Consider the following 21,849-nt stretch of genomic DNA (forward strand, 5'->3'; position numbering starts at 1 on the left):
TTGTGTTTACCTTCTTGCCCTTATATTACGGAATAATTTATTGTTGAGCGCTTACCGCCATCAATGGTGTCATTTCCGACAAGACCTTTCAATATGTCATCACCGGCGCCACCGTCAATGTGGTTATCAAGGCTGTTTCCGGTAAGGGTGTCGTCATAGGCAGTGCCTTTGACATTTTCGATAAAGTCATGTTTGTAATTTACAAATGCGCTGTTAATTGCCGACAAGATATCGCTGCTGTTTGATGCCATGCCAACGACATCACCGACACCCAGTTGAACGACAAAGTCTTCGTAATATGAAACCAAATCATTTGTAACAAGAAAAACAGGATAGATGTCAACTGCCTGCATATCAGCAGCCAACTGCGGAATATTTATCGGAATATCTTCATAGAATGGTTCATCGGTGGAAATCAACAAAATCCGCAGTGCGTTTCTTCCATATCCTATTTCAGCAGTTTCTGCCCGATCAACAACTGTCCTGATTGCAGTAAGCAACTCCTCATCACCCCATATTCCAAGTTGATTTACTGCATCCTTAAATAGATTAAGATCAACTGATAACGGCAACAGTGTTTCATAATATGGATTTGTTCCACTTGGAGGATTGAAGATACCAAGACCAAAAAAGCTGTCTGGTTGTATATTGCGAATATCTTCAGCCAATCCATCAGGAGTAGCAATAATTTGTTTCAAATTTGCAATATCGTCGCCATAAGAACCTGAAATATCCTGAAGAAGGAATAAATCTATCGCCTGTTTTGTAATGGCGGTTGTTCCACTGCCTAAAATTATGGTAGCACTGCCGGCAGTACCTCCATCACTTAAATTAACCGAGGCGCCAGAAACAGACCCGGAAAGATCAAGGGTATCATGATCACCACCACTGTCAATAATTGTTTTTTCACCACTACCGTTGATTTTGAATGTGTCGTTTTCCTCTTTGCCTGATAATAGATCATCACCGTTTAAGCCATCAAGGGTATCATCAAACGCTGTACCAATTATGTAATCATTGTCATTTGTACCAAAAATTGTGTCGAATACTCCATTGTTATCCAGGTCTCTATGTTCACCATTGATAACAGACATTATTTCCGGATTATCAAGAGTGATATTCACAACCTGCAAGGTATCCGTCAGTATATAAGTCGAAGGTATATCAAGGCTTCCTGAGAGAGCTTCAATTGTGCCTGATCCAGTAAGAATCCTTGCTCCTCCCAACTGGTCAAGGTCATTGATTCTCAGAATAACATGCTCACCCAATGAAATTTGGCCGATACGCGCAAGAATAGCTGCATCTGTAGTGGTTAAATCAATAATCAGTGGATCGGCTGCAGTGCCACCAGTCAAGACAATCGTACTGGATCCATCACCGGTCAAGGTGACTCCTCCTGTTGCGATCAGGTTATCAAGAAAGCTTTGGCTGAATGTAACGTAAGAGCGTATCTCAAAATGTTCAATGCCGGAAATTACATAGTGGGAAAGATCGGCAGTACCATAGACGTAAAGCGTATCGTTTCCTTCTCCACCGACAATCGTTTCCACAGCGCCGTTGTTATCCTCATTCAGATCCTGACCGTTCAGATCAGAAAGGGGGTGCCCAAGTGCTACAGTATCTTCAGGGGAACCCACTTTTCCGCCGCCAGAAAGATCGCCAACAATGACAAAGGTATCGTCACCAGCGCCACCATCCATACTATCTGTTCCGGCGCCGCCTCTCAAGATATCATTGCCATTACCGCCAACAAGGGTGTCGTTACCGGTGCCTCCGGTAAGTCGGTTATCATTACTGTCTCCTTCAAGCAGTAAACCTGTATTTTCGAAAATATCGGTCAGGTTGACTGTAATGGTTTTTGCTGTGCTGTTTGTGCCGTCGGTAGCAGTTACCGTTACTTCGTAGCTGTGGGCGTCGGTTTCGTAATCGGGAGCGGCCTTGAACTGGAGGTTTCCTGAAACGATCTCGAATAACGCTGCGTCTGTGCCACCGGTGATGCTGAATATCGCCGGGTTCGTGCCTGCAGTATCGACGTCGGTTGATGTCAGTGCAGCAACCAGAGTTGTGTTTTCAGCTACCGTCTGGGCAGCGGCTGTGGTGATGACAGGGGTTACGTCATTAACGTCAGTAATGCCGACTGTAATGGTTTTTGCTGTGCTGTTTGTCCCGTCTGTAGCAGTTACAGTTACTTCATAGCTATGGGCGCCGGTTTCGTAATCGGGAGCGGCCTTGAACTGGAGGTTTCCGGCAACGATCTCGAACAATGCTGCGTTTGTGCCACCGGTGATGCTGAATATCGCAGGTGTGTCAGCAGAATCGACGTCGGTTGATGTTAGTGCGGCGACCAGGATTGTGTTTTCAGCCACAGATTGTGTGGCGGCAGTGGTGATAACAGGGGCGATCTCGTCAACGTTGGTCAGGTTGAGCGTGATGGTTTTTATTTCATTGTGAGCGGCGACGCCATCGCTGGCCATAACCTGCAACGTATAGCTTTTAATAGATGATTCATAGTCGATACTTGCAGCTCCTGCTGCTGTAAGGTTTATCTGGCCTGTTGCAGCATCAATGCTGAACAGTGCGTTACCGCTGCTATTGGCAGGTGCATTTACCAGGCTGAAGGTGATGGTGTTGCCATCTGCATCGGTCGCATCGGCATCAGCGCCGATAATTGCACCGGAAACATGGTTTTCAGCCATAGTGACTATGGCATTGTCGACGGTAAGTGTTGGGTGGTAGTTATTTACTGCACGACCTTCCCTATATCCATATGTCACATAATGTATTGTGGCAGCAAGAGTATCATTTCCGAATGCATTCCGCAAATCTTCATAGGATGCAAGATATGCCGCAGCATCGAAAATCATTGTACGGCCCTCATTATATCCATATGCAATGAAATGCTTCGCTGCCGTGATGGCATCAGCATCAGTTATGCCATCAGCTCCAAGCCAATTCATCAGGTCCGGGTTAGAGGCAAGATACTCCCATACATCAAAGGTGATGGTACGCTCTTCATCATATCCATATCCAATGAAATGCTTCGCTGCCGTGATGGCATCGGCATCGGTGACGCCATCAGCACGAAGCCAATTCATCAAGTCCGGGTTGGAGGCAAGATACTCCCATGCATTAAAGGTTATGGTACGTTCCTCATTATATCCATATCCAATGAAATGCTTAGCCGCAGTGATAGCATCGGCATCGGTGACGCCATCAGCACGAAGCCAATTCATCAAGTCCGGGTTGGAGGCAAGATACTCCCATGCATTAAAGGTTATGGTACGTCCTTCGCTAATTCCATGCTCAATGTAATGCCTCGTTGCCGTAGCCGAGTCAGCGTCTGTTACGCCATCAGCACGAAGCCATGTCATTAAATCGGTGTGGGAAGCAAGGTATTCCCAACTTGCAAGAGAGCCAGCAACCATTGATGGAGTAGCCATACTATTTCTTGATTAAATGATTGATAATACGTGTTAACGCGGTAAACAATACGCCCATGTTACCTGTATTATATTTCATTACAAAGAAATAATTTGAATATTACATATTATATATGTCGTTTATATGTAAAAATTATGATAGTTCAGTGTGTGTATATAGTGGGATACGAAGCAAATCCACAAAATTTACGCCTTCTGCAGCAATCCCTTGATTTCAGCCGTAAAAGAGGCCATGACGAGGAGCGGGCTGGCGTTGCGTTCGATGGCGCGGATGGCCTCTTCGGTGATGGTTGAGATTTGGAAGTAATCCGGGTTGGGGAAGTTTTTTGCAAAACGGTTGATGGCTTCGCTGATGTCGGGGTTATTCAGCTCCTGAAAGTCGGGGTTGATCCGGCGATGGTTGGCATCCTGAAAGAAGAGCAGGAGTGCGGCAAGAAAGAGGGTCAGGTCGCTGCGCGAGAGGTTTTTGGCGCTCTGCTCGCATGAGGTGATGGCTTCGTGAAAGCGGCTGGGGGTGAGTACCTGGCGCAGATAGTCGAGCGCCTGGTTACGGAGAAGAATGGTTGGCGTTTCTGATGAATCGTTGCTGCGGTTGTTGATGAGCTCCCAGGCAAGGCGAAGGTTGCCTCTTGAAAAGCTGACGATAAAGCTCAGCTCGGGTTCCTTGATCTCCGGACGGTTTTCCTGCAGCCAGAGTCGCAGCTCCTGGGGGGTAATGCGTGAAAACCTGACGGCCTGGCATCGTGAACGGATGGTGGGCAGCAGCGCTTCCGGTCTGGATGAGACAAGAATGAAAACCACGTGGGCGGGGGGCTCTTCGAGCAGCTTGAGGAGCTTGTTTGCCGCCGATGGGTGCAGTCGCTCAGCCTGTGAAATAATGAAGATCTTTTTGCTCCCCTCACTCGGCATAAACAGTGCCTTATGCTGCAGGGAGATAATCTGTTCGGTCAGAATGCCCATGGAGCGCTCCATGGCGGGGGAGAGGTAGGGGTTCTCTTTTTTTTGTTCGAGCAGGGCATCATAGCGTTCTTTGGCATCGGTAAAACGCTTGTTCTCTTTTTTTGCGGAGTCTCCCGGATCAAGCAGGGCGGATTCTACCGGAAAAATATACTCCACATTGGGATGCATGAACGACTGGATTTGCAGGCAGTCGGGGCATGTTCCGCATGAACCTTTGTGCACATCGGTTGCCGCATTCTGGCAGTTGAGCAGAGAGGCGATTTCGAAGGCTACCGACTCTTTCCCCGACCCGTCGGGGCCGGTGAAAAGGTAGGCATGAGCAAAACGTCCTGTTTCAAGTGCATTTTGCAGAACGCGGATCTGCTGTTTTTGACCGATAATGTTTTTCCAGCTCATGCGAGATTTTGCCGTGCTCAGATAAAGGTTAGCCAGTTGTAGGGATCTTCACCGGTCTGGACGATTTTAAGATAACTCGCCTGCAGGATTTCGGTAATCGGGCCCCGTTTTTCATTGCCGATCGGGTATTTATCGACGCTTCTGACTGGAGTGATTTCAGCCGCTGTGCCGGTCAGGAAGATCTCGTCAGCAATATAGAGCGCTTCCCTGGGAATCAGTGTTTCACGAACTTCGTAGCCATGCTCTTTTGCAATGTGCATGATGGCGTAACGGGTAAAGCCGGGAAGTATTGACTGACCCGACATGGGGGTATAGATGATGCCATCCCGAACGACAAAAATGTTTTCGCCGCTTCCTTCGGAAACATAACCGTTCACATCGAGTGCAAGCCCTTCTGCATAGTCGTCCATCAGCGCTTCCATTTTGATGAGCTGGGAGTTCAGGTAATTGCCACCCGCTTTTGCCCATGCCGGAAGGGTGTTGGGGGCCGGGCGGTTCCACGAGGAGACGCGGACGTCAACACCGGTTTCAAGCACATCTTCTCCCAGATAGGTTCCCCACTCCCAGGTAGCAATGGCGACCTCAATGGAGGCACGGTGCGGGTTGACTCCCAGAGCTCCCTGCCCGCGATAGACCAGCGGACGGATGTAGCATGATTTGTGATTGTTGGCCTGGATGGTGCTGATGATGGCCTCTTTCAGCTCTTTTTCGGAGTATGGAATTTCAATACGGTATATTTTAGCCGAGTCTCTGAGGCGTTTGATATGTTCGTCGAGAAAAAGAATTGCTGAACCCTTCAGGGTTTCATAGCAGCGGATTCCTTCAAAGAGAGATGAACCGTAATGGACAACATGGGACAGAATGTGGATTTTCGCGTCAATCCAGTCAATCAGTTCGCCGTTCATCCAGATTTTAGCAGACTTGTTCATGGTGCAGGCATTGGGTGTTAATGGCATTAGCAGGAGCAAACTCCAAGATATAAAAACCCCGCGTTCTGTTGCGGGGTTTTTTATGTCCGAAATCGTGAAAAGGTCAGTAGATTCTTTCGTAAACGCCTTCGACTTCACGCAGAATCGGTTCGTAGGCGCTGGCCTTTCTGCCGAAACAGATGCCGAGTGACTCGTACAAGGCGACCTGATCGAGATCAACATGGCGTTGCACAATCGCCTTGCTTGATTCAATGAACTCTACTTTACGTCCCTTGACCTTGGAGATGGTGACGCCGGTTTTGCCATCGAGCAGGAGCAGTATGGCTGCTGCACCGGCTTCAAAACCGAAGTTGATGTCGTATGCTGAAGAGTTGCCTGAACGGACAAGGTGGCCGGGATGAATTTCACGTACTTCCGGAATTTCATAGACACCTTCAACGAACATGCCGGTCTCTTTCATGAAAATTGGCATGGCCGGGTCAGCTTTCATTCTTTTCTGAATCTGCTGGCAGGTAAATTTCCCCGCTCCGGCGAGTTTTTTGTGACCGAATGCATCAATGCCTGCGGACTCATCGACAATATCACTGCCGTCAGCATTTTTCAGTCCCTCTGCAACAACAATGGTATAGGTTCCGCTGTGGACATCGCTCTCCCTGATTCTGCGGGTAAAGCGCTCTGCGAGGTGTTCGTAAACAATATCCCAGTTTGCCGGAATCTCGGGTATGAGAATACAGTCAGCTTCAGCCGCTACACCGCTGCGGAAGGCCGTATGGCCTGCATAACGGCCGAATACTTCCGTGACCAGAACCCTGTTGTGGGTTTTACCCGTCGTTTTAAGGTCATGCACAAATTGTGCGATGCGGTTGATGGTTGAGTCGGCGCCGACCGAATAGGTCTGGAGGTCGAGATCCATGGTTTTCGGTGCATGGATGCACTGAATGCCCTGCTGGTTTAAATCGACCATGACGCTGCCTGAATCGTCTCCTCCACTGATAACAAGTGCATCAATGTCGAATTTTTTCATACCGGCCTTGATGCGGTTGTATTTTTCAGGATTGCTAATCGCCTTGATCTTGACTCTCGAATGACCTGCTTCGGAGCCGGCAAAACTTGCGTCAAACCGGTCGAGCCGAACCTGGTCGAGCCGGACAATGCTCTCCTGGTCGACGAGGTTGTACAAACCGGCATAGCCGTTAGGAATGATATAAAGTTCCAGCCCTTTTGAGAGAGCCATCATTGCTGCGCCTTTCAGCACCGCATTAAGTCCGCCGCAATCCCCACCGCTTGTGAGGATACCAATTTTTTTCACAGTTATGCTCTCCTATTTCAATGCCAAGGTTAGTATTTAATGGTCAAATTTATTTATTTGTCGGGGGGTAACCTTTCCCGCTTCGTGCAGTCAAGATAGATTTTTTGTGTCATTTTTCCACGACAAGTCTAAAAATTTAATAACAGACCGTGTGTCAGAAGATGACTGAACTATACATGTTTTCATGAACTACAGAGATCAGGCGAGGATAGCTTTTGTGCATTTACGGGAGAGAAAACGCCAGACACTCCTTACGGCTCTTGGTGTTGCCGTTGGCTCGGCTATGCTGGTGACCACTATTGCCGTATCACGGGGCTCCTCATCAAACGTGGTGGCCAAGGTTATTGATACGGCGCCGCATGTGGTGATCAGCGCAGAAAGGGTCGTGCCGCTGGTGCCTGACAACATCATTGGGCAGCATGGGGTCATGGTTTCGATGGTGACGAAAAATATCAATCTGGATGAACAGGAGGTAATCAAGAACTATAGCGAGGTTATTGAGAGCATCAAGCCGGTCAAGGAGCTTCAGAGCATCTCTCCTTTCGTGCTCAGTAAAGTGATTGCCCGCAACAAAACCCGCTTTACTCCCTGTATTGCCCGGGGTGTCGTACCCCGTCTTGAGGCTGAGATAGCGGGGTTAAAGAAGAACCTGATTGAGAAAAATGCCCTTGATGAGCTGGCCGCTACACCGAATGGTGTGCTTGTCGGTGATCTTCTTGCAAAGAAACTGAATGTCGGTTATCGCGACAGAATTGTGCTTGTGACAAAAAACAGCGAAGAGTTCCCTGTAACGCTAGTGGGACGTTTCAGCAGCGGTTTTAATGCAAAGGATGAACGGGAGGCTTATGTCAATCTCCCTTTTGCCCAGAGGATGGAGGGGATTGCCTCCAACTCAGTGAGTGGCGTCGGACTGAGAACGGCGCACGTTGAGCGTGCCCAGGAGACCTCCGACAGAGTGGAAGCGCTCAGTGGCTATAAAAGCGAGAGTTGGGATGAAACCAACCGGAATGTTATTGAGTTTTACAACCGCAACGGACTGATTACTCTGGTTCTTGTCGGGTTTGTTTTTATTGTGGCGGGTCTTGGTGTCTCATCTGTCATGACGACAGTTATTTTGCAGAAAGTCAAGGATATTGCCATCATGCGTTCCATGGGTATGCCGGCGGGGAACATCATGCGCATTTTCATGCTCGAAGGGTTTATGATTGGCCTCCTCGGAGTACTCATCGGCAGTCCTGCCGGCCATCTCATCTGCAAGCTTGTTGCCTCCATCCGTTTCGAGGCAAGCACGGCAGGAGTGCTGAAAAGTGACCGGATCAATCTTATCGAAATGCCTGACGCTCATCTGATTGTGATCGTTTTTGGTATCCTCATTGCCGTGCTCTCCTCATGGAGCCCGGCAAGAAAGGCGACACGTTATGTTCCGGTCAGTATTCTCAGGGGTGAAGTCGGGGGTTAGAGCGAACGGATAATGCAGACGGCATGTGCCGCCGCTCCCTCTTCACGTCCGATGTAGCCCAGTTTTTCATTGGTGGTAGCTTTGACCGAGACCATTCCGATCTCAATATCGAGACAGCGTGCAATGTTTTTGCGCATCCCGGTAATGTAGGGGGCAATTTTGGGCTCTTCAAGAAGCAGCATGGCGTCGATGTTAACCGTCTGGTAACCATGCTTTTCAAGCAGCTTTCTGACCTGTTTAAGCAGAATCATGCTGTCGATATCCTTGAACTCCTGGCTTGTGTTGGGAAAGTGCAACCCGATGTCTCCCAGGGCTGCTGCACCAAGCAGGGCATCACTGACGGCATGAAGCAGAACATCGGCATCGCTGTGGCCGTCAAGTCCATTATGTCCGGGGATGTGAACGCCTCCGATCACAAGCTTTCGGCCCTCTGCAAAAGGGTGTACATCGATACCAATTCCAATACGCATGGCAAGAGGGGTTTAATAGGGTTAAAAATGCAGGCAACAAAGATAGAATAAATCATGGAAATATCAGAGCCGCATGTTGGCAGATCACTCTATGGAACAAACAGGTAAAAAGAGAGTGCTTTTCCTGATTGGTTGTTATGCTGTGGCAGGTTAACTTAACAGGGTATAGGGGTGAGAGTGTGGAAATTTTGTTAACGCAGAAGGAATGGAGAGTACTTGCATGACCTTTTCACGATTACAGCGTTTTTTCTGGATATGTGCCGGAACCCCGCTCGTTATGATTGAGAAATACCCGACCGAATACAGCAAATATTCCGGTATCGGTGCAACGATTCTTTTTACTGCGCTTTTCGCCGGTTTGTCGGGTGGGTATGCACTCTATTTTGTTTTTGCCGGTAGTCCTTTTGCTGAATTATGGTCTGTGCTGTTTGGACTTCTCTGGGGTCTGGCAATTTTCAATCTTGATCGCTATATCGTTTCAAGTATCAAAAAGAGTTCGAAAGGGCTGAAACAATTTTATCAGGCCTCCCCGAGGCTGGTTTTTGCGGTGCTTATTGCTCTTGTCATTGCTCGTCCACTGGAGTTGAAAATATTCGACAAGGAGATTCATGAACAGTTAAGGGCACGCTATCTTTCTGACCAGAAAGAGCGGATAGCCAAAGTACAGGACTCTTTTCGGCAGAAATATGCTCTTGAACTTGCCCAGATCAAAACGTACCAGGAGGAGTATGACGGGCTGAGCCATGAGGTAAATCGTCTGCGTGAGGAGCTGAAGGAGGAGGTGTTTGGTTCCCGAACCTCTACAACGTCCGGTGTTGAGGGATATGGCACCTATGCCAAAAACAAGGAGCAGGTTGTGATGGTTAAACAGGCACGCATTGAATTTCTTGCCAGTAAACTTGCCTCTCTTCAGGAGTTCATGAACCAGCAGAAAGCTGTAGAGGGGATCAATAATCAGATGATGCTGAGCGATGAACTGCTCGACAGGAAAGCCGCTCATGCCGGTTTTGCCGACCGAAACTGGGCGCTGGGCGAGCTTACCCATTCGTCGAACGATGTGAGTCGCTCTTCTGCCGACGCCATTTTTTTTATTACCCTGCTTTTTATTGCCTTCGAATGCGCACCGCTGATTGTCAAGCTGTTGTCTGACGTTGGGCCTTCGGATGTTGATATTCGGGAATCGGAATCCCGTATTATCGCACAGCTTGTCAATCCATCCCTCTTTTCCCGCAATCGCCTTAATCGGGAGTACCGACGCCCGACTTCAAAAATCACCGTACCGCGTACAAAGAGATATTTTTCGAATAAAAGGGGAGCTGGACGACAGGGTTAATCGACAAGAAGACTCCCGCTGTACTCTCTCAGAGAAGGGGCTCCCGGAGTTGAAAAGTACTGTTCAATAGCCGTGGCGATCTTTTCGCCGATGTCAGGGTAGACGAAATTCATGGTTCCAATCTGTATGGCCCTTGACCCTGCAAGAAGGAACTCCATGGCATCCTCAAAGCTTGCAATACCACCCATGCCAACAAGTGGAATGGTTACGGCGTTGTAAACCTCCCATACTTTTGCAAGGGCAATCGGTTTGATAGCCGGTCCTGAAAGTCCTCCGGTGATGTTTTTCAACAACGGCCTTCGGGTCTTAGAGTTGATTGCCATGCCAACTACCGTATTGATGAGAGAGAGGGAGTCTGCACCAGCCTCTTCTGCCGCAAGGGCGATCGAGCTAATAGAGGTGACGTTCGGCGTCAGTTTGATCATGAGATGCCGGTTGGTGATCCTGCGCAGTTCCGAGACAATCTCAAAGGTTGCATCCCGGCTTACCCCCATAATCATACACTCTCCCTTGACGTTCGGGCAGGAGAGGTTGATTTCATAGCCATTCAGCCCATCGACTTCGTCAAGTCGTGATACCACTTCGCAGTAATCGTCGATTGAACGCCCCGCAATATTGACGATTACGGCCGTCTTGAGCTGGCGGAGAAAGGGGACTTTTTCTGTTATGAACCTCTCTACCCCTACATTGGCCAATCCGATTGCATTGATCATGCCTGATGGCGTTTCAGCAATGCGCTGCGGGGGATTGCCCATTCTTGGTTCGAGGGAAATTGCTTTGGTTACGATACCACCGATTTTGGAAAGATCGCAGAGTTGACTGAGTTCTTCGCCGTATGAGACGGTGCCTGAGGCAAGAAGTACCGGTGATTGCAGATCAAGTCCTCTGCCGAGAGAGAGTGCAGTTTGGTGTTGGCTCATGGTATAGCGATGCTTGACCGGGATGGGAACAATTCTACTCCTGACCGGCGTTTGCCAGCCAGGAATAAAAAGGGGATGCAGATCTTCTTATCAGTTCTCTTTCTTGTTGAGATAGTACTTGGTTGCATAATCCCGTACCATTCTGTGTGTATTGTATTCCGGTGCGATTGTTGCAATGGCGCTCCGAATCTTGTTAATCCACTTTTCCGGTATGTTCTGCTCGTTGCGTTCGTAAAATGCCGGAATGAGCTGTTTTTCCAGAACAGTGTACATTTTCTCCGCATCAAAACTGTCCTGCTCCTCATTGTTTTCAAAGCATTCACCGTTGGCGATGGAAAAGCCGTTCTCGCCATTATAGGCTTCTGGCCACCAGCCATCAAGGACGCTGAAATTCAGTCCGCCATGCAGAACGGTCTTTTCGCCGGAGGTACCGCTTGCTTCCATCGGTCTTACCGGTGTGTTCAGCCATACGTCAACGCCCGAAACCATCCGCTTGGCAACACCGAGGTTATAGTTTTCAAGGAAGATAACCTTGCCGCTGAACTGTGGCCTGCGTGAGTGCTGGACGATCTGGCGGATATAGTCCTTTCCTGCATCATCGTGCGGATGAGCTTTTCCTGCAAAAACAATCTGCAGCGGCATGGTCGCATGATTGATGATTTTATCAAGGCGGTCAAGGTCTCTGAAAATAAGTGGTGCGCGCTTGTAGGTGGCAAACCTCCTTGCAAAGCCTATGGTCAGCACATCGGGAGAAAAGGTGTTTTGTGCTGATCTCAGGGTATCGTATTCGTTCTGGTACGAATTGATGTGCTGGTGAAAAAGCTGGTTTGCCAGATAGCGGTCAATGAAGTCGATAAGATTGCGTTTCAGGATGTAGCGCAGCGCCCAGAGCTCACTGTCGCTTACCTTCGCCAGAACAGCTTCAGCCGCTTCGCGTGAGAGAGACATTTCATCAACGCTGACTGCGAATTTCTTCCAGAAGCTGTCGGTATAACCGCATGTCCAGCTACTGGCGTGCACGCCGTTGGTGATATGGCCAATCGGCACCTCATCAACACTCTTACCGGGATAGAGATGTTGCCACATAACGCGTGAAACCTCTCCGTGCAATTTCGATACACCGTTTGCAGAGCGTGACAGATTCAGTGCGAGCACTGTCATGGTGAAGAGGCCATAGATATTGCCTTTGTCTTCAGAACCGAGCATCATCAGATCATCGAAATTAATTCCGATGGCAGAGAGGTATTTATCGAAAGTGTAGTGCATCATGTCTCTCGAAAAACGGTCATGACCTGCAGGAACCGGCGTGTGCGTGGTGAAGACGCAACGCGAGCGAACCGTTGCCATGGCCTCTTGCTGTGTCGAGCCCTTTGCAAGTTCCTTGGCGAGCAGTTCGAGCGTCAGAAATGCCGAGTGGCCTTCGTTCATGTGATAGACCGTTGGCGTGACGCCGAGTTTATCAAGCAGTTTAACGCCGCCGATACCGAGCAGGATTTCCTGATTGATACGCATATTCTGGTCGCCTCCATAAACCCTGCAACAGATATCACGATAGTGAGGCTCATTGGCAGCAATATTGGTATCAAGCAGGTAAAGTGTTGCCCTGCCTACCTTGAGGCGCCAAGCCTGTGCAAAAACTTCGCTTTGTGCTATATTGACCGAGATGATCAGATCTTCACCGTTAGCATCGGTGACTTTTTCGATCGGAAGGTTTTCGGCCGACTGCAGGGGATAGTCTTCCATCTGCCAGCCATCATGATTGAGGTACTGGCGGAAGTAGCCCTCTTTGTAAAACAGGGTTATGCCGATAAAGCTGATGCCGAGATCACTGGCAGATTTCAGGTGGTCTCCGGCAAGAACACCAAGACCGCCGGAATAAATTCTGACACTTTCATGGATACCAAACTCAGCGCTGAAGTAGGCAACCGGATCTTTGACCAGTTCAGGAGCGTTATTTGCTGCCCAGGTGTTCTTGTCGTTCAGGTAGGCAGTATAACGTGCATAGACCTGATCAATTTTGTCGCCGTATTCGAACTGGCAACGGGCCTGAAGTTCATCATTGGAGATGTGTCGCAGGAGTTCTACGGGATTGTGATTGTTTCTCTCCCAGAGCAGAGGAGAGAGCTCCTCAAAAAGCTGTTTTGCTTCTGTATCCCACGACCACCAGAGATTTCTTGAGAGTTTATTAAGCGAGGTTATTTTATTTTGCATAATTAACAGGAATGATAATTGCCATGCATAAGCAGGTTGAAGAAAGGCTGTATATTGTGGCATGTGAACTCATGCCACTTGGTAAATCTATGGCCAATTTACTGTTTTAGAATTAAAAACCGCAAGCCTAAAAAAATTGATTACAGAGCCCATAAAAATAGCGCATATATCGGACCTTCATATTTTGGGTAAACAGGATCGACGCCAGCTTGACGATCTTGATCGACTGTTTGCTCATTTCAATATTTCAGGATTCGATCATCTGGTCATTACCGGCGATCTAAGCAACAGTTCCAACCCGGAAGAGTGGCGTATTGTCAAGGAAAAACTGGAGAGCCATGGTTTGTATCACTGGGATAAGACGACAGTTATTGCCGGCAATCACGATTTGATCAATCTGGAAGAGGAGATGCGATTTTATAACGCATTGAACCCCCTTCCGCTGCTCAGAAAAAAGGCTTTTGATCGCAAGATGGCTGCGTTTTGCACTTTTTTTCAGGAGCTGATATCCGGTGAAGAGCATGGAGAGAGGGCATTTCCTTTTGTCAAAATCATCAACTACCCATCGGTAAGGATCGCTTTTGTTGCACTTAATTCCGTTTACCCCTGGTATCCTGCCGATAATCCGCTTGGAGCCAGAGGCGTCATCAGTGCAGGGCAGTTACGCGCCCTGAGTGCACAAAGTACTCTTGCCTCTCTGAAAGAGTGTTTCGTGATCGGGTTATGCCATCATGCTTACCGGGTATATGGAACGGATTCCCTGATCGACCAGGCTTTCGACTGGACCATGGAGCTGAAAAATCGGGAAGAGTTTCTTGCCCTTATGCAGACCATGCAGGCAAAACTGGTGCTCCATGGCCATTTTCACCGTTTTCAATCCTATGTGGTCAACGGAATAACTTTCATCAACGGAGGCAGTTTCCGTTACACTCCGCAGCGCTACAGTGAACTGCTTATTGCCGGGCAGGGAGAGTTCAGCCAGAAATTTATCAATTTTGGCCTCTCCGGATAAGCCGCCGCCCGGCTCTTGTACCTGTTTCTTGATGAGTTATTCGTTTCCCTCTGCAGCGATGTTGTTCTGCTTCATGTACTCAAGGATTCTTGCGGCATGATCGCAATCTTCCTGGTTGAGCTGCTTGAAGATGTTCGCAGCAGGTGAACTCGTGGGGCTGTCAAGAAATTGCTGGAAATGGGATTCTCCAGCCGCCAGTTCAAGATCATGCGCCGTATGCAATGCCATCTCTCTTGAGGGTGGCTGCTCTTTATAGCTGCTGATCAGTTTTGAAATTCTTGTGTTGGAGTCAACAAGAGATTGCAGGTCTTTGGCCAACAGGTTTTCAGGAAAGAACTCTTTTTGCTGGGGTTGCTTTTTCTCTTGCTGGAGCAGCGATGCGTGACCTCTCTCCTCCATTGCAAGATCCCACCAGAAATCCTCATCCTCCGCAAAAGAGTCATGAAAAAGGGTGTAGAGCGTTGCAAGGTTCAGTTCAAGTTTTATCGACTCGTCGAGATGTTTATGGAGTGTTTCGGGCATGGCGAATAGCTGTTTGGTGAACGCCTCGTTTGACGGAGGCGTATAATGCTCTTGAGGCTCCCTCTATTTGTTGCGGTAGGAGGCATACTCCTGAAGACTTTTGACCCCGAATTCCTGATGGCGTATGCAGTCGATTGCCTGTACCGACGCTTCTGCGGCTTCGATGGTGGTCACAAAGGGTACATTGTTCAGCACTGATGCGGCTCCAATGGCCTCTTCATCATGCAGCGCTTTTTCACCTCTCGGGGTATTGATGACAAAATTGATCTTGCCGTGTTTGATAATATCGAAGATGTTTGGCCTGCCCTCTTCGCCGACCTTGAAGACCTTTTTACATTCAATGCCGTTTTTGGTCAGGAAGCTGTGTGTTCCCTCTGTGGCAATCAGGTCGAAGTCCATGCGGTAAAGTGACTGGGCAATAGCAAGAATGCGCGGGTTTTTATCCTGGTCATTGACGCTGATGAAGACCGCTCCCGAAAGTGGCAGATGCATGTTTGCAGCCTGATATGCCTTGGCAAAGGCTTCCGGAAACTCGTCGGCAAGGCTCATGGCTTCACCGGTAGAGCGCATTTCAGGGCCCAGATAGACCCCTGACTTGACAAACTTGGAGAACGGGAAGACCGGTTCCTTGATTGCGAGGTGTTTCATTCCGAGCTCATCGCAATCTTTCAGATCATACTCCTGGCGCAGGTCGCTGAGCTTTTCTCCAAGCATGACGCGCGTAGCAATTTTAACAACAGGAATTGCAGTTGCCTTGCCGACAAACGGCACCGTTCTGCTTGCTCTTGGATTGACCTCAATGACATAGACGCTCTCATTCTGCACCGCATACTGAATGTTCATCAGTCCAACGACCTTAAGGTTTGCTGCCAATGTGCGGGTATAGGCCTTCATGGTGGCGATGGCCTTTGGACTGATATTGTAATAGGGCAGAATGGATGTTGAGTCGCCGCTGTGAATACCGGCAGCTTCAACGTGTTGCATGATGCCGCTGATGACGCAATCTGTGCTGTCGGCAATGGCATCAATATCGAACTCAACGGCAGTTTCAAGAAAGCGGTCGATCAGGAGGGGATATTTTTCGGTAATGAAAAGAGCCTGATCGATATACTCTTTCAGTGAGTCGTCACTGTAGACGATTTTCATCGCCCGCCCGCCGAGAACGTAACTTGGCCTGACAAGGGCAGGGTAGCCGATTCGCCGGGTAATCTCCTTGGCCTCTTCGAGATTTATGGCCGTTCCGTATTCGGGATGGGGGATAGCAAGTTCTTCAAGAAGGGCTCCGAATTTTTTGCGGTCTTCGGCCAGGTCAATCCCTTTTGAGGAGGTACCGAGAATGGTTACGCCAGCCTCATGCAGTTTTTCTGAAAGTTTCAGCGGTGTCTGGCCTCCAAAGCTTACAATAACGCCGAGCGGTTTTTCATGCTCAATAATGCGGATGGTGTCCTCAAAGGTGAGTGGCTCAAAGTAGAGTTTATCGGCTATATCGTAATCGGTAGAAACGGTTTCAGGGTTGCAGTTAACCATAATGGTTTCGTAGCCAGCCTCCCTCAGGGCAAAGACCGCCTGCACACAACAGTAGTCAAACTCAATGCCCTGTCCGATCCGGTTAGGGCCACCGCCAAGGATAATCACCTTTTTCCGGTCAGAGGAGACCGACTCATTCTCCTCCTCATAGGTCGAATAGTGGTAAGGGGTTTTTGCATCGAATTCTGCTGCGCAGGTGTCGACAGTCTTGAAGACAGATTCAACACCGTAATGTTTTCTGAGCGCTCGTATGGAGGGTTCGGGAGTATTGAAAATGGTGGCAAGCTGAAAATCGGAAAACCCGTTCTGCTTGGCTTTCAGAAGCCACTCTTTCGGGAATTTCCTGGAAAGGTCAATAACCTCCTGTGTCAGGACGGAAGCTTGAATGGTCATGCAATCTTGATCAGGTTTAAGATGCCTCAGCACAGAGCTGGATAAAGGTAACAATTTGCCTCTTGGGAATAGAAAAGCCGATGCATTATACAAAAATGCTCATGCTTCTCAAAGTACCCGATTGCGCCTCTCTCTTCTTCTTTTTTTGCCCAATGAAAATGGTTAGGGATTTTTTTACATTGCTGATTCTTCCTCTCTTATTCGTTTTGAAAAAAGGTGTAATAAAGAAGCATGGATAAAAAGAATTTCGATACTATTGATGCCGCTCTTGAAGATATTCGTCAGGGAAAACTGGTCATTGTTATTGATGATGAGGATCGTGAGGATGAGGGCGATTTTATTGGCGCTGCCGACAAGGTGACCAATGAAATGGTAAATTTTATCACGAGGGAGGCGCGGGGGCTGCTCTGCGTTGCTGTCACCATGGATCGCGCCAAAGAGCTGCAGCTTGATCCGATGGTTCAGAGAAATACCTCCCAGCATGAGACCAATTTTACGGTCTCCGTTGATGCGATTGCCGAGGGGGTAACTACTGGTATTTCCGTTTATGACAGGGCAATGACCATCAAAATGCTTGGCGATCTCTCTTCGACGGCGGATGATTTTTCCCGTCCTGGCCACATATTTCCGCTTCGGGCGATGGATGGGGGTGTTCTTCGGCGTGTGGGGCATACGGAAGCCGCAGTCGATCTTGCCCGTCTGGCGGGTTGCAGTCCGACAGGATTGCTCTGCGAAATTCTGAACGATGACGGCAGTATGGCCCGGCTTCCACAACTGATCAAGCTGAAGGCGAAATTTGGTTTGAAGCTGATCACCATCAAGGAGCTGGTTGCCTATCAGATGCAACGGAATAAACTGGTGCAACGGGCAGTCGAATCAAGATTGCCGACTATATACGGGGAGTTCAGACTGATTGCCTATGAATCGTTTACTGACCAGCATAACCATATGGCTTTTGTGAAGGGTGATGTAACCACTGACGAGCCGGTTCTTGTCAGGGTTCACTCGCAGTGTGCTACCGGCGATACCTTTGCCTCACTTCGCTGTGATTGTGGCAACCAGCTTGCTTCTGCGCTCACCATGATAGAAAAAGAGGGGCGCGGGGTGTTGATCTACCTCATGCAGGAGGGTCGTGGTATTGGACTGATCAATAAACTGAAAGCCTATAATCTTCAGGATCAAGGGTATGATACGGTTGAGGCCAATGAAAAGCTTGGTTTCAAAGCCGATCTGCGTGATTATGGTATTGGTGCACAGATTCTCAAGGATCTTGGTGTCCGCAAAATGAAGCTGATGACCAACAATCCAAAAAAAGTGGTTGGTCTTGAAGGGTACGGTCTGGAAATCGTTGAGCGCGTCCCGCTTGAGATGGCCTCAAACCCGATGAATCAGTTCTATCTGGACACAAAACGTGACAAGTTGGGCCACATGATCGGCTGTTCCTTCGGCCCCGAAAATTTTCATATAGAAAAAACAGCAACGAAACCGTAAACTTCCGTCAGGAAAAGGAATAAGAGACGATGGATACCGACATCCTTCAAAAACAGGATAGTGAGCTTTTTGAGGCAATTGCCAAAGAGACCGGCCGTCAGACAGAGACGCTTGAACTGATTGCTTCCGAAAATTTCACCAGTCGTGCGGTCATGCAGGCTTGTGGTTCAGTGATGACCAATAAATATGCAGAAGGCTATCCCGGCAAACGCTATTATGGCGGTTGTGAATTTGTTGATATAGCCGAAAACCTTGCGCGTGACCGGGCGAAAAAGCTTTTTGGCTGTGATTATGTCAATGTGCAGCCTCATTCAGGCTCAAGCGCCAATATGGCGGTTCTTTTTTCGGTACTGAAACCCGGTGACCGCATCATGGGACTTGATTTGTCACACGGAGGCCACCTGACTCATGGCAGTTCTGTCAATTTTTCCGGACAGATGTACGAGGCACACTCCTATGGTGTCGATCGCGAGACAGGCTGTATTGATATGAACAAGGTTGAAGAACTTGCCCTGCAGGTTCGTCCGAAACTGATTATCTGTGGTGCAAGCGCCTATTCACAGGGCTTTGATGTAAAGGCCTTCAGGGTAATTGCCGATAAGGTCGGAGCCTTTTTGATGGCTGATATCGCTCATCCTGCAGGGCTCATTGCTGCCGGTTTACTGGGCAACCCTTTACCACATTGTCATTTTGTGACCACCACGACCCACAAGACTCTTCGTGGACCTCGTGGAGGCATGATCATGATGGGTTCCGACTTCGAAAACCCGATGGGCATTACCATCAAGACGAAAACGGGTTCACGGCTGAAAATGATGTCTGAGGTTATGGATGCTGAAGTGATGCCGGGTATTCAGGGAGGTCCGCTGATGCATATTATTGCCGGCAAAGCCGTTGCTTTCGGCGAGGCACTGCAGCCTGCATTCCGTGACTATGCTGCCCAGGTCATAAAAAATGCTGCAGCAATGGCTGAAAAATTTACAGAGCTTGGTTACAAAATTGTCAGTGGCGGAACCAAAAACCATCTTATGCTGCTTGACTTGCGCAGCAAGAACGTTACCGGCAAGGTTGCCGAAAACCTGCTGCATTCGGCTGGCATAACCGTCAACAAGAACATGGTGCCTTTTGACGATAAGTCGCCCTTTGTCACGAGCGGTATCCGCGTCGGTACCCCTGCCATGACAACAAGAGGCATGAATGAAGCCGACAGCGTCCTTATTGCCGAGCTTATCGACAGGGTCATCACCTCTGCCGAAAAGCCTGATGTTGCCGACCTCTGTCGCAGTGTCCGGGAGGAGATCAAGGCGCTTTGCCTGCGTAACCCCATTGACGGATACACGGTATAGTCATTTTCCTGACCCACCCTGCATCTGCAATGGTGCAGGGTGAAACGGGCAAAGGGTTCAGCTCTCTTCCAGAATGGCAGTGATCATTTTTTTGAGGTCAAGGGAGGTTTTCCGGATTTTCTTATCAAGAATGATTTTTTCCCTCAAGAGCTCTATTTCACGATCGGTATCGCTTTCAAGACGGATATCCTCAGTCAATCTGTTTTTTTGACAGAGCAGCGGTTCAAGAATAAGATTTTTGAACGCATCAAGGAACATCGCAAGGCATCGTTTTGCGTTATCAGCGTGTACATTGGATTGTTCGAGCCACTTCTTGCTGATCGGTTGTTCAATCAGTAATTCCGAAGCGAGATCCCGTGACTCAGGAGTTCCGAACGAACTTATTTCAGACGCAATGTTAATCCGTTCGTCAGGACGATCGGCGATGTCGTGGTAGCGCCGGATGAGATGGATAAAAATCTCCTGAGCTTCATGGTGTGGCAGCTCCAGCATCTCTTCGTGCGAGGCTGCAAATTCAAGCACCGCATTTCCATAGCCGGTACTTTCAAGCAGCGCTTTCAAAAAGGTTTTTTCAAGTACCGAGATCTTTGGCGCCGGTTTGCCTGGAGGTGGAAGTTCCTGACGGTTTTCGGACGACAACCTCTTGTTTTCTGTTGCACCCTCCTCTTTTTCGAGCAACTCCTGAAGAGCTGAGAGAGTCAGACCAAGCTTTTTCGACAGCTCCTGAAGGTAGAGTTCGCGCCGGATTCGGTCGGGGATCTGCGCAATCGTGTGTGTCATCACCTTGATCGCTCTTGATTTCAGGTCAGGTTCTGCAAAGTCTCCCGATTCCCGGAAAAAACGGATCTGAAAATCCTGAAACGAAAGCATCTTCTCTTCTGTAAACCGCAGAAATTTTTCTCTCCCTTCACGGCTGACAAAACTGTCGGGATCGTCACCTTCGGGAAGTATGATGACAAAAGGGGTGAGGTTCTCTGCCAACAGGATGTCGATACCGCTCATCATTGACTTTTGGCCGGCACGGTCAGCATCATACATGAAAAGAACCCTGCTGGTGTAACGTCGGAGGATTTTTGCCTGGTAACGTGTCAGTGAGGTGCCGCATGAGGCTACTGCATTGGTCATGCCCGCCTGGTGCAGGGCCAGAACGTCCATATATCCTTCAACGAGCAGGGCGTTCTCCATGCGCCGAATCTCATTTTTTGCAGCGTGAAGTCCATAAAGAAGTTTTGATTTTTCAAAGAGCTTGCTCTCCTGCGAATTAAGGTATTTCGGTGCCTTGGGGTCACTCTCAAGGGTGCGTCCACCAAAACCGACGACCTGGCCACCGACTGAAAAAATAGGAAAGATCACTCGATGGCGGAAGGTATCGAACCATGAGTTGCCCTGTTTGTTTGCCGATATAAGTCCGAGATCAAGCAGGTGCTTCTGTGGTATGCCAGCCCGTTTTGCCGCAGTGAAGAGGTGATCCCATGCATCGGGCGCATAACCGAGGCCGAATGTTTTAATCGTTTTTTCCGACAAGCCCCGCTTTTCTGCAAGATAGATCGAGCCCAACTTTCCTGCATCACTTTCCAGCGTTCCGCGAAAAAATTTTGCAGCCCAGCGGAGCGTTTCAGTCAGGCTCTCTTCATGCGCCGATTTCTGCTCTTTTTTTTCGGTAAATCGGCTGATGTCCATGCCCGATCGGCGGGCAACCAGTTCAACCGCCTCCGGAAAGGAGAGCTTTTCCACCTCCATGACAAAGTTGAAAACGTTCCCCCCCTTTCCACTTGAAAAGCATTTGAAGAGCTGCTTGTCGGGTGAAACAACAAACGACGGTGTTTTCTCCCTCGTAAAGGGAGAGAGGGCCTTATAGTTATGTCCTGCAGGCTGCAGCGTGAGGTAATCAGAGATAATCTCAACAATATCAGCCGCCTGTCGGACCTCATCAACGATTGCCGGAGGGATCATGCGCCTCTTCTTTGTCTGTAATATTGTTGCAGGAACACGTACCTTTTTTTCTTTTGATGATCGATTACTGTTGAAAAATCATCAGCTTATTTACTAAATTCAACACTGATACCGTTGTCGTTTCAACTGAGCCTCTCTTTTTCAGCTTTCTGTGCATGACAAGAGTACTGTTTTTTAT

15 protein-coding genes are annotated in these 21,849 nt (G+C 48.7%); 5 read left to right on the forward strand and 10 right to left on the reverse strand.

The annotated features are described in order from the left end of the window. Positions 1–20: 20 nt before the first annotated feature. The 4 genes from AC56AD_RS03515 to AC56AD_RS03530 all read right to left on the reverse strand — a co-directional run bounded on the left by AC56AD_RS03515 (position 21) and on the right by AC56AD_RS03530 (position 7,034). Entirely contained in the window at positions 21–3,440 is a 3,420-nt protein-coding gene (locus tag AC56AD_RS03515) for a hypothetical protein (RefSeq protein WP_150085582.1), read from the reverse strand. A gap of 186 nt (positions 3,441–3,626) precedes the next feature. Beyond that, positions 3,627–4,796, reverse strand: coding sequence for a DNA polymerase III subunit (locus AC56AD_RS03520; RefSeq protein WP_012507505.1), 1,170 nt, complete (start codon positions 4,794–4,796; stop codon positions 3,627–3,629). Between the two features lie 17 nt (positions 4,797–4,813). Then, positions 4,814–5,725 (reverse strand): branched-chain amino acid transaminase, encoded by a 912-nt coding sequence (locus AC56AD_RS03525; protein ID WP_012507506.1) that lies wholly within the window; start codon positions 5,723–5,725, stop codon positions 4,814–4,816. Between the two features lie 103 nt (positions 5,726–5,828). Further along, a complete protein-coding gene (locus tag AC56AD_RS03530; protein WP_012507507.1) occupies positions 5,829–7,034 on the reverse strand; it encodes a 6-phosphofructokinase in 1,206 nt (401 codons plus the stop codon). Between the two features lie 184 nt (positions 7,035–7,218). Between AC56AD_RS03530 and AC56AD_RS03535 the strand changes: the two genes are divergently transcribed. Then, the gene (locus AC56AD_RS03535) at positions 7,219–8,493 is read left to right on the forward strand and encodes an ABC transporter permease (RefSeq protein WP_012507508.1); all 1,275 of its coding nucleotides are present in this window, start codon (positions 7,219–7,221) and stop codon (positions 8,491–8,493) included. Here the strand turns inward: AC56AD_RS03535 and ispF are convergent. Continuing rightward, the gene (ispF, locus tag AC56AD_RS03540) at positions 8,490–8,963 is read right to left on the reverse strand and encodes a 2-C-methyl-D-erythritol 2,4-cyclodiphosphate synthase (protein ID WP_012507509.1); all 474 of its coding nucleotides are present in this window, start codon (positions 8,961–8,963) and stop codon (positions 8,490–8,492) included. The genes AC56AD_RS03535 and ispF overlap by 4 nt on opposite strands. Before the next feature lie 220 nt (positions 8,964–9,183). On the opposite strand from ispF, the gene AC56AD_RS03545 reads away from it, so the two are divergent. Further along, positions 9,184–10,296 carry a DUF4407 domain-containing protein gene (locus AC56AD_RS03545; protein ID WP_012507510.1) on the forward strand — a complete coding sequence of 371 codons (1,113 nt, stop codon included), beginning with the start codon at positions 9,184–9,186 and terminating at the stop codon, positions 10,294–10,296. Here AC56AD_RS03545 and AC56AD_RS03550 read toward each other — a convergent pair. Together AC56AD_RS03550 and glgP are read right to left on the reverse strand one after the other, a co-directional pair. Beyond that, positions 10,293–11,216, reverse strand: coding sequence for a dihydroorotate dehydrogenase (locus AC56AD_RS03550; RefSeq protein WP_012507511.1), 924 nt, complete (start codon positions 11,214–11,216; stop codon positions 10,293–10,295). The two genes, AC56AD_RS03545 and AC56AD_RS03550, sit on opposite strands and share 4 nt — an antisense overlap. Positions 11,217–11,306: 90 nt before the next feature. Next, positions 11,307–13,427, reverse strand: coding sequence for an alpha-glucan family phosphorylase (gene glgP / locus AC56AD_RS03555; RefSeq protein ID WP_273278586.1), 2,121 nt, complete (start codon positions 13,425–13,427; stop codon positions 11,307–11,309). A gap of 136 nt (positions 13,428–13,563) precedes the next feature. On the opposite strand from glgP, the gene AC56AD_RS03560 reads away from it, so the two are divergent. After that, on the forward strand, positions 13,564–14,439 hold the full coding sequence (locus AC56AD_RS03560) for a metallophosphoesterase family protein (RefSeq protein WP_012507513.1): 876 nt from the start codon (positions 13,564–13,566) through the stop codon (positions 14,437–14,439). A gap of 36 nt (positions 14,440–14,475) precedes the next feature. Here the strand turns inward: AC56AD_RS03560 and AC56AD_RS03565 are convergent, their stop codons facing one another. Next, entirely contained in the window at positions 14,476–14,961 is a 486-nt protein-coding gene (locus AC56AD_RS03565; RefSeq protein ID WP_012507514.1) for a hypothetical protein, read from the reverse strand. 63 nt (positions 14,962–15,024) lie between these two features. Further along, positions 15,025–16,881, reverse strand: coding sequence for a carbamoyl-phosphate synthase large subunit (gene carB, locus AC56AD_RS03570; protein ID WP_012507515.1), 1,857 nt, complete (start codon positions 16,879–16,881; stop codon positions 15,025–15,027). 231 nt (positions 16,882–17,112) lie between these two features. Here carB and AC56AD_RS03575 point away from each other — a divergent pair, with 231 nt between their 5' ends. Both AC56AD_RS03575 and glyA read left to right on the forward strand, forming a co-directional pair. Beyond that, on the forward strand, positions 17,113–18,372 hold the full coding sequence (locus AC56AD_RS03575) for a bifunctional 3,4-dihydroxy-2-butanone-4-phosphate synthase/GTP cyclohydrolase II (RefSeq protein WP_012507516.1): 1,260 nt from the start codon (positions 17,113–17,115) through the stop codon (positions 18,370–18,372). 29 nt (positions 18,373–18,401) lie between these two features. Then, positions 18,402–19,718 (forward strand): serine hydroxymethyltransferase, encoded by a 1,317-nt coding sequence (gene glyA, locus AC56AD_RS03580; RefSeq protein WP_012507517.1) that lies wholly within the window; start codon positions 18,402–18,404, stop codon positions 19,716–19,718. A 57-nt stretch (positions 19,719–19,775) separates the two neighbouring features. Here the strand turns inward: glyA and dnaG are convergent, their stop codons facing one another. Beyond that, the gene (dnaG, locus tag AC56AD_RS03585) at positions 19,776–21,671 is read right to left on the reverse strand and encodes a DNA primase (protein WP_012507518.1); all 1,896 of its coding nucleotides are present in this window, start codon (positions 21,669–21,671) and stop codon (positions 19,776–19,778) included. Positions 21,672–21,849: the final 178 nt, after the last annotated feature.

It is taken from the genome of Pelodictyon clathratiforme (assembly GCF_982375515.1).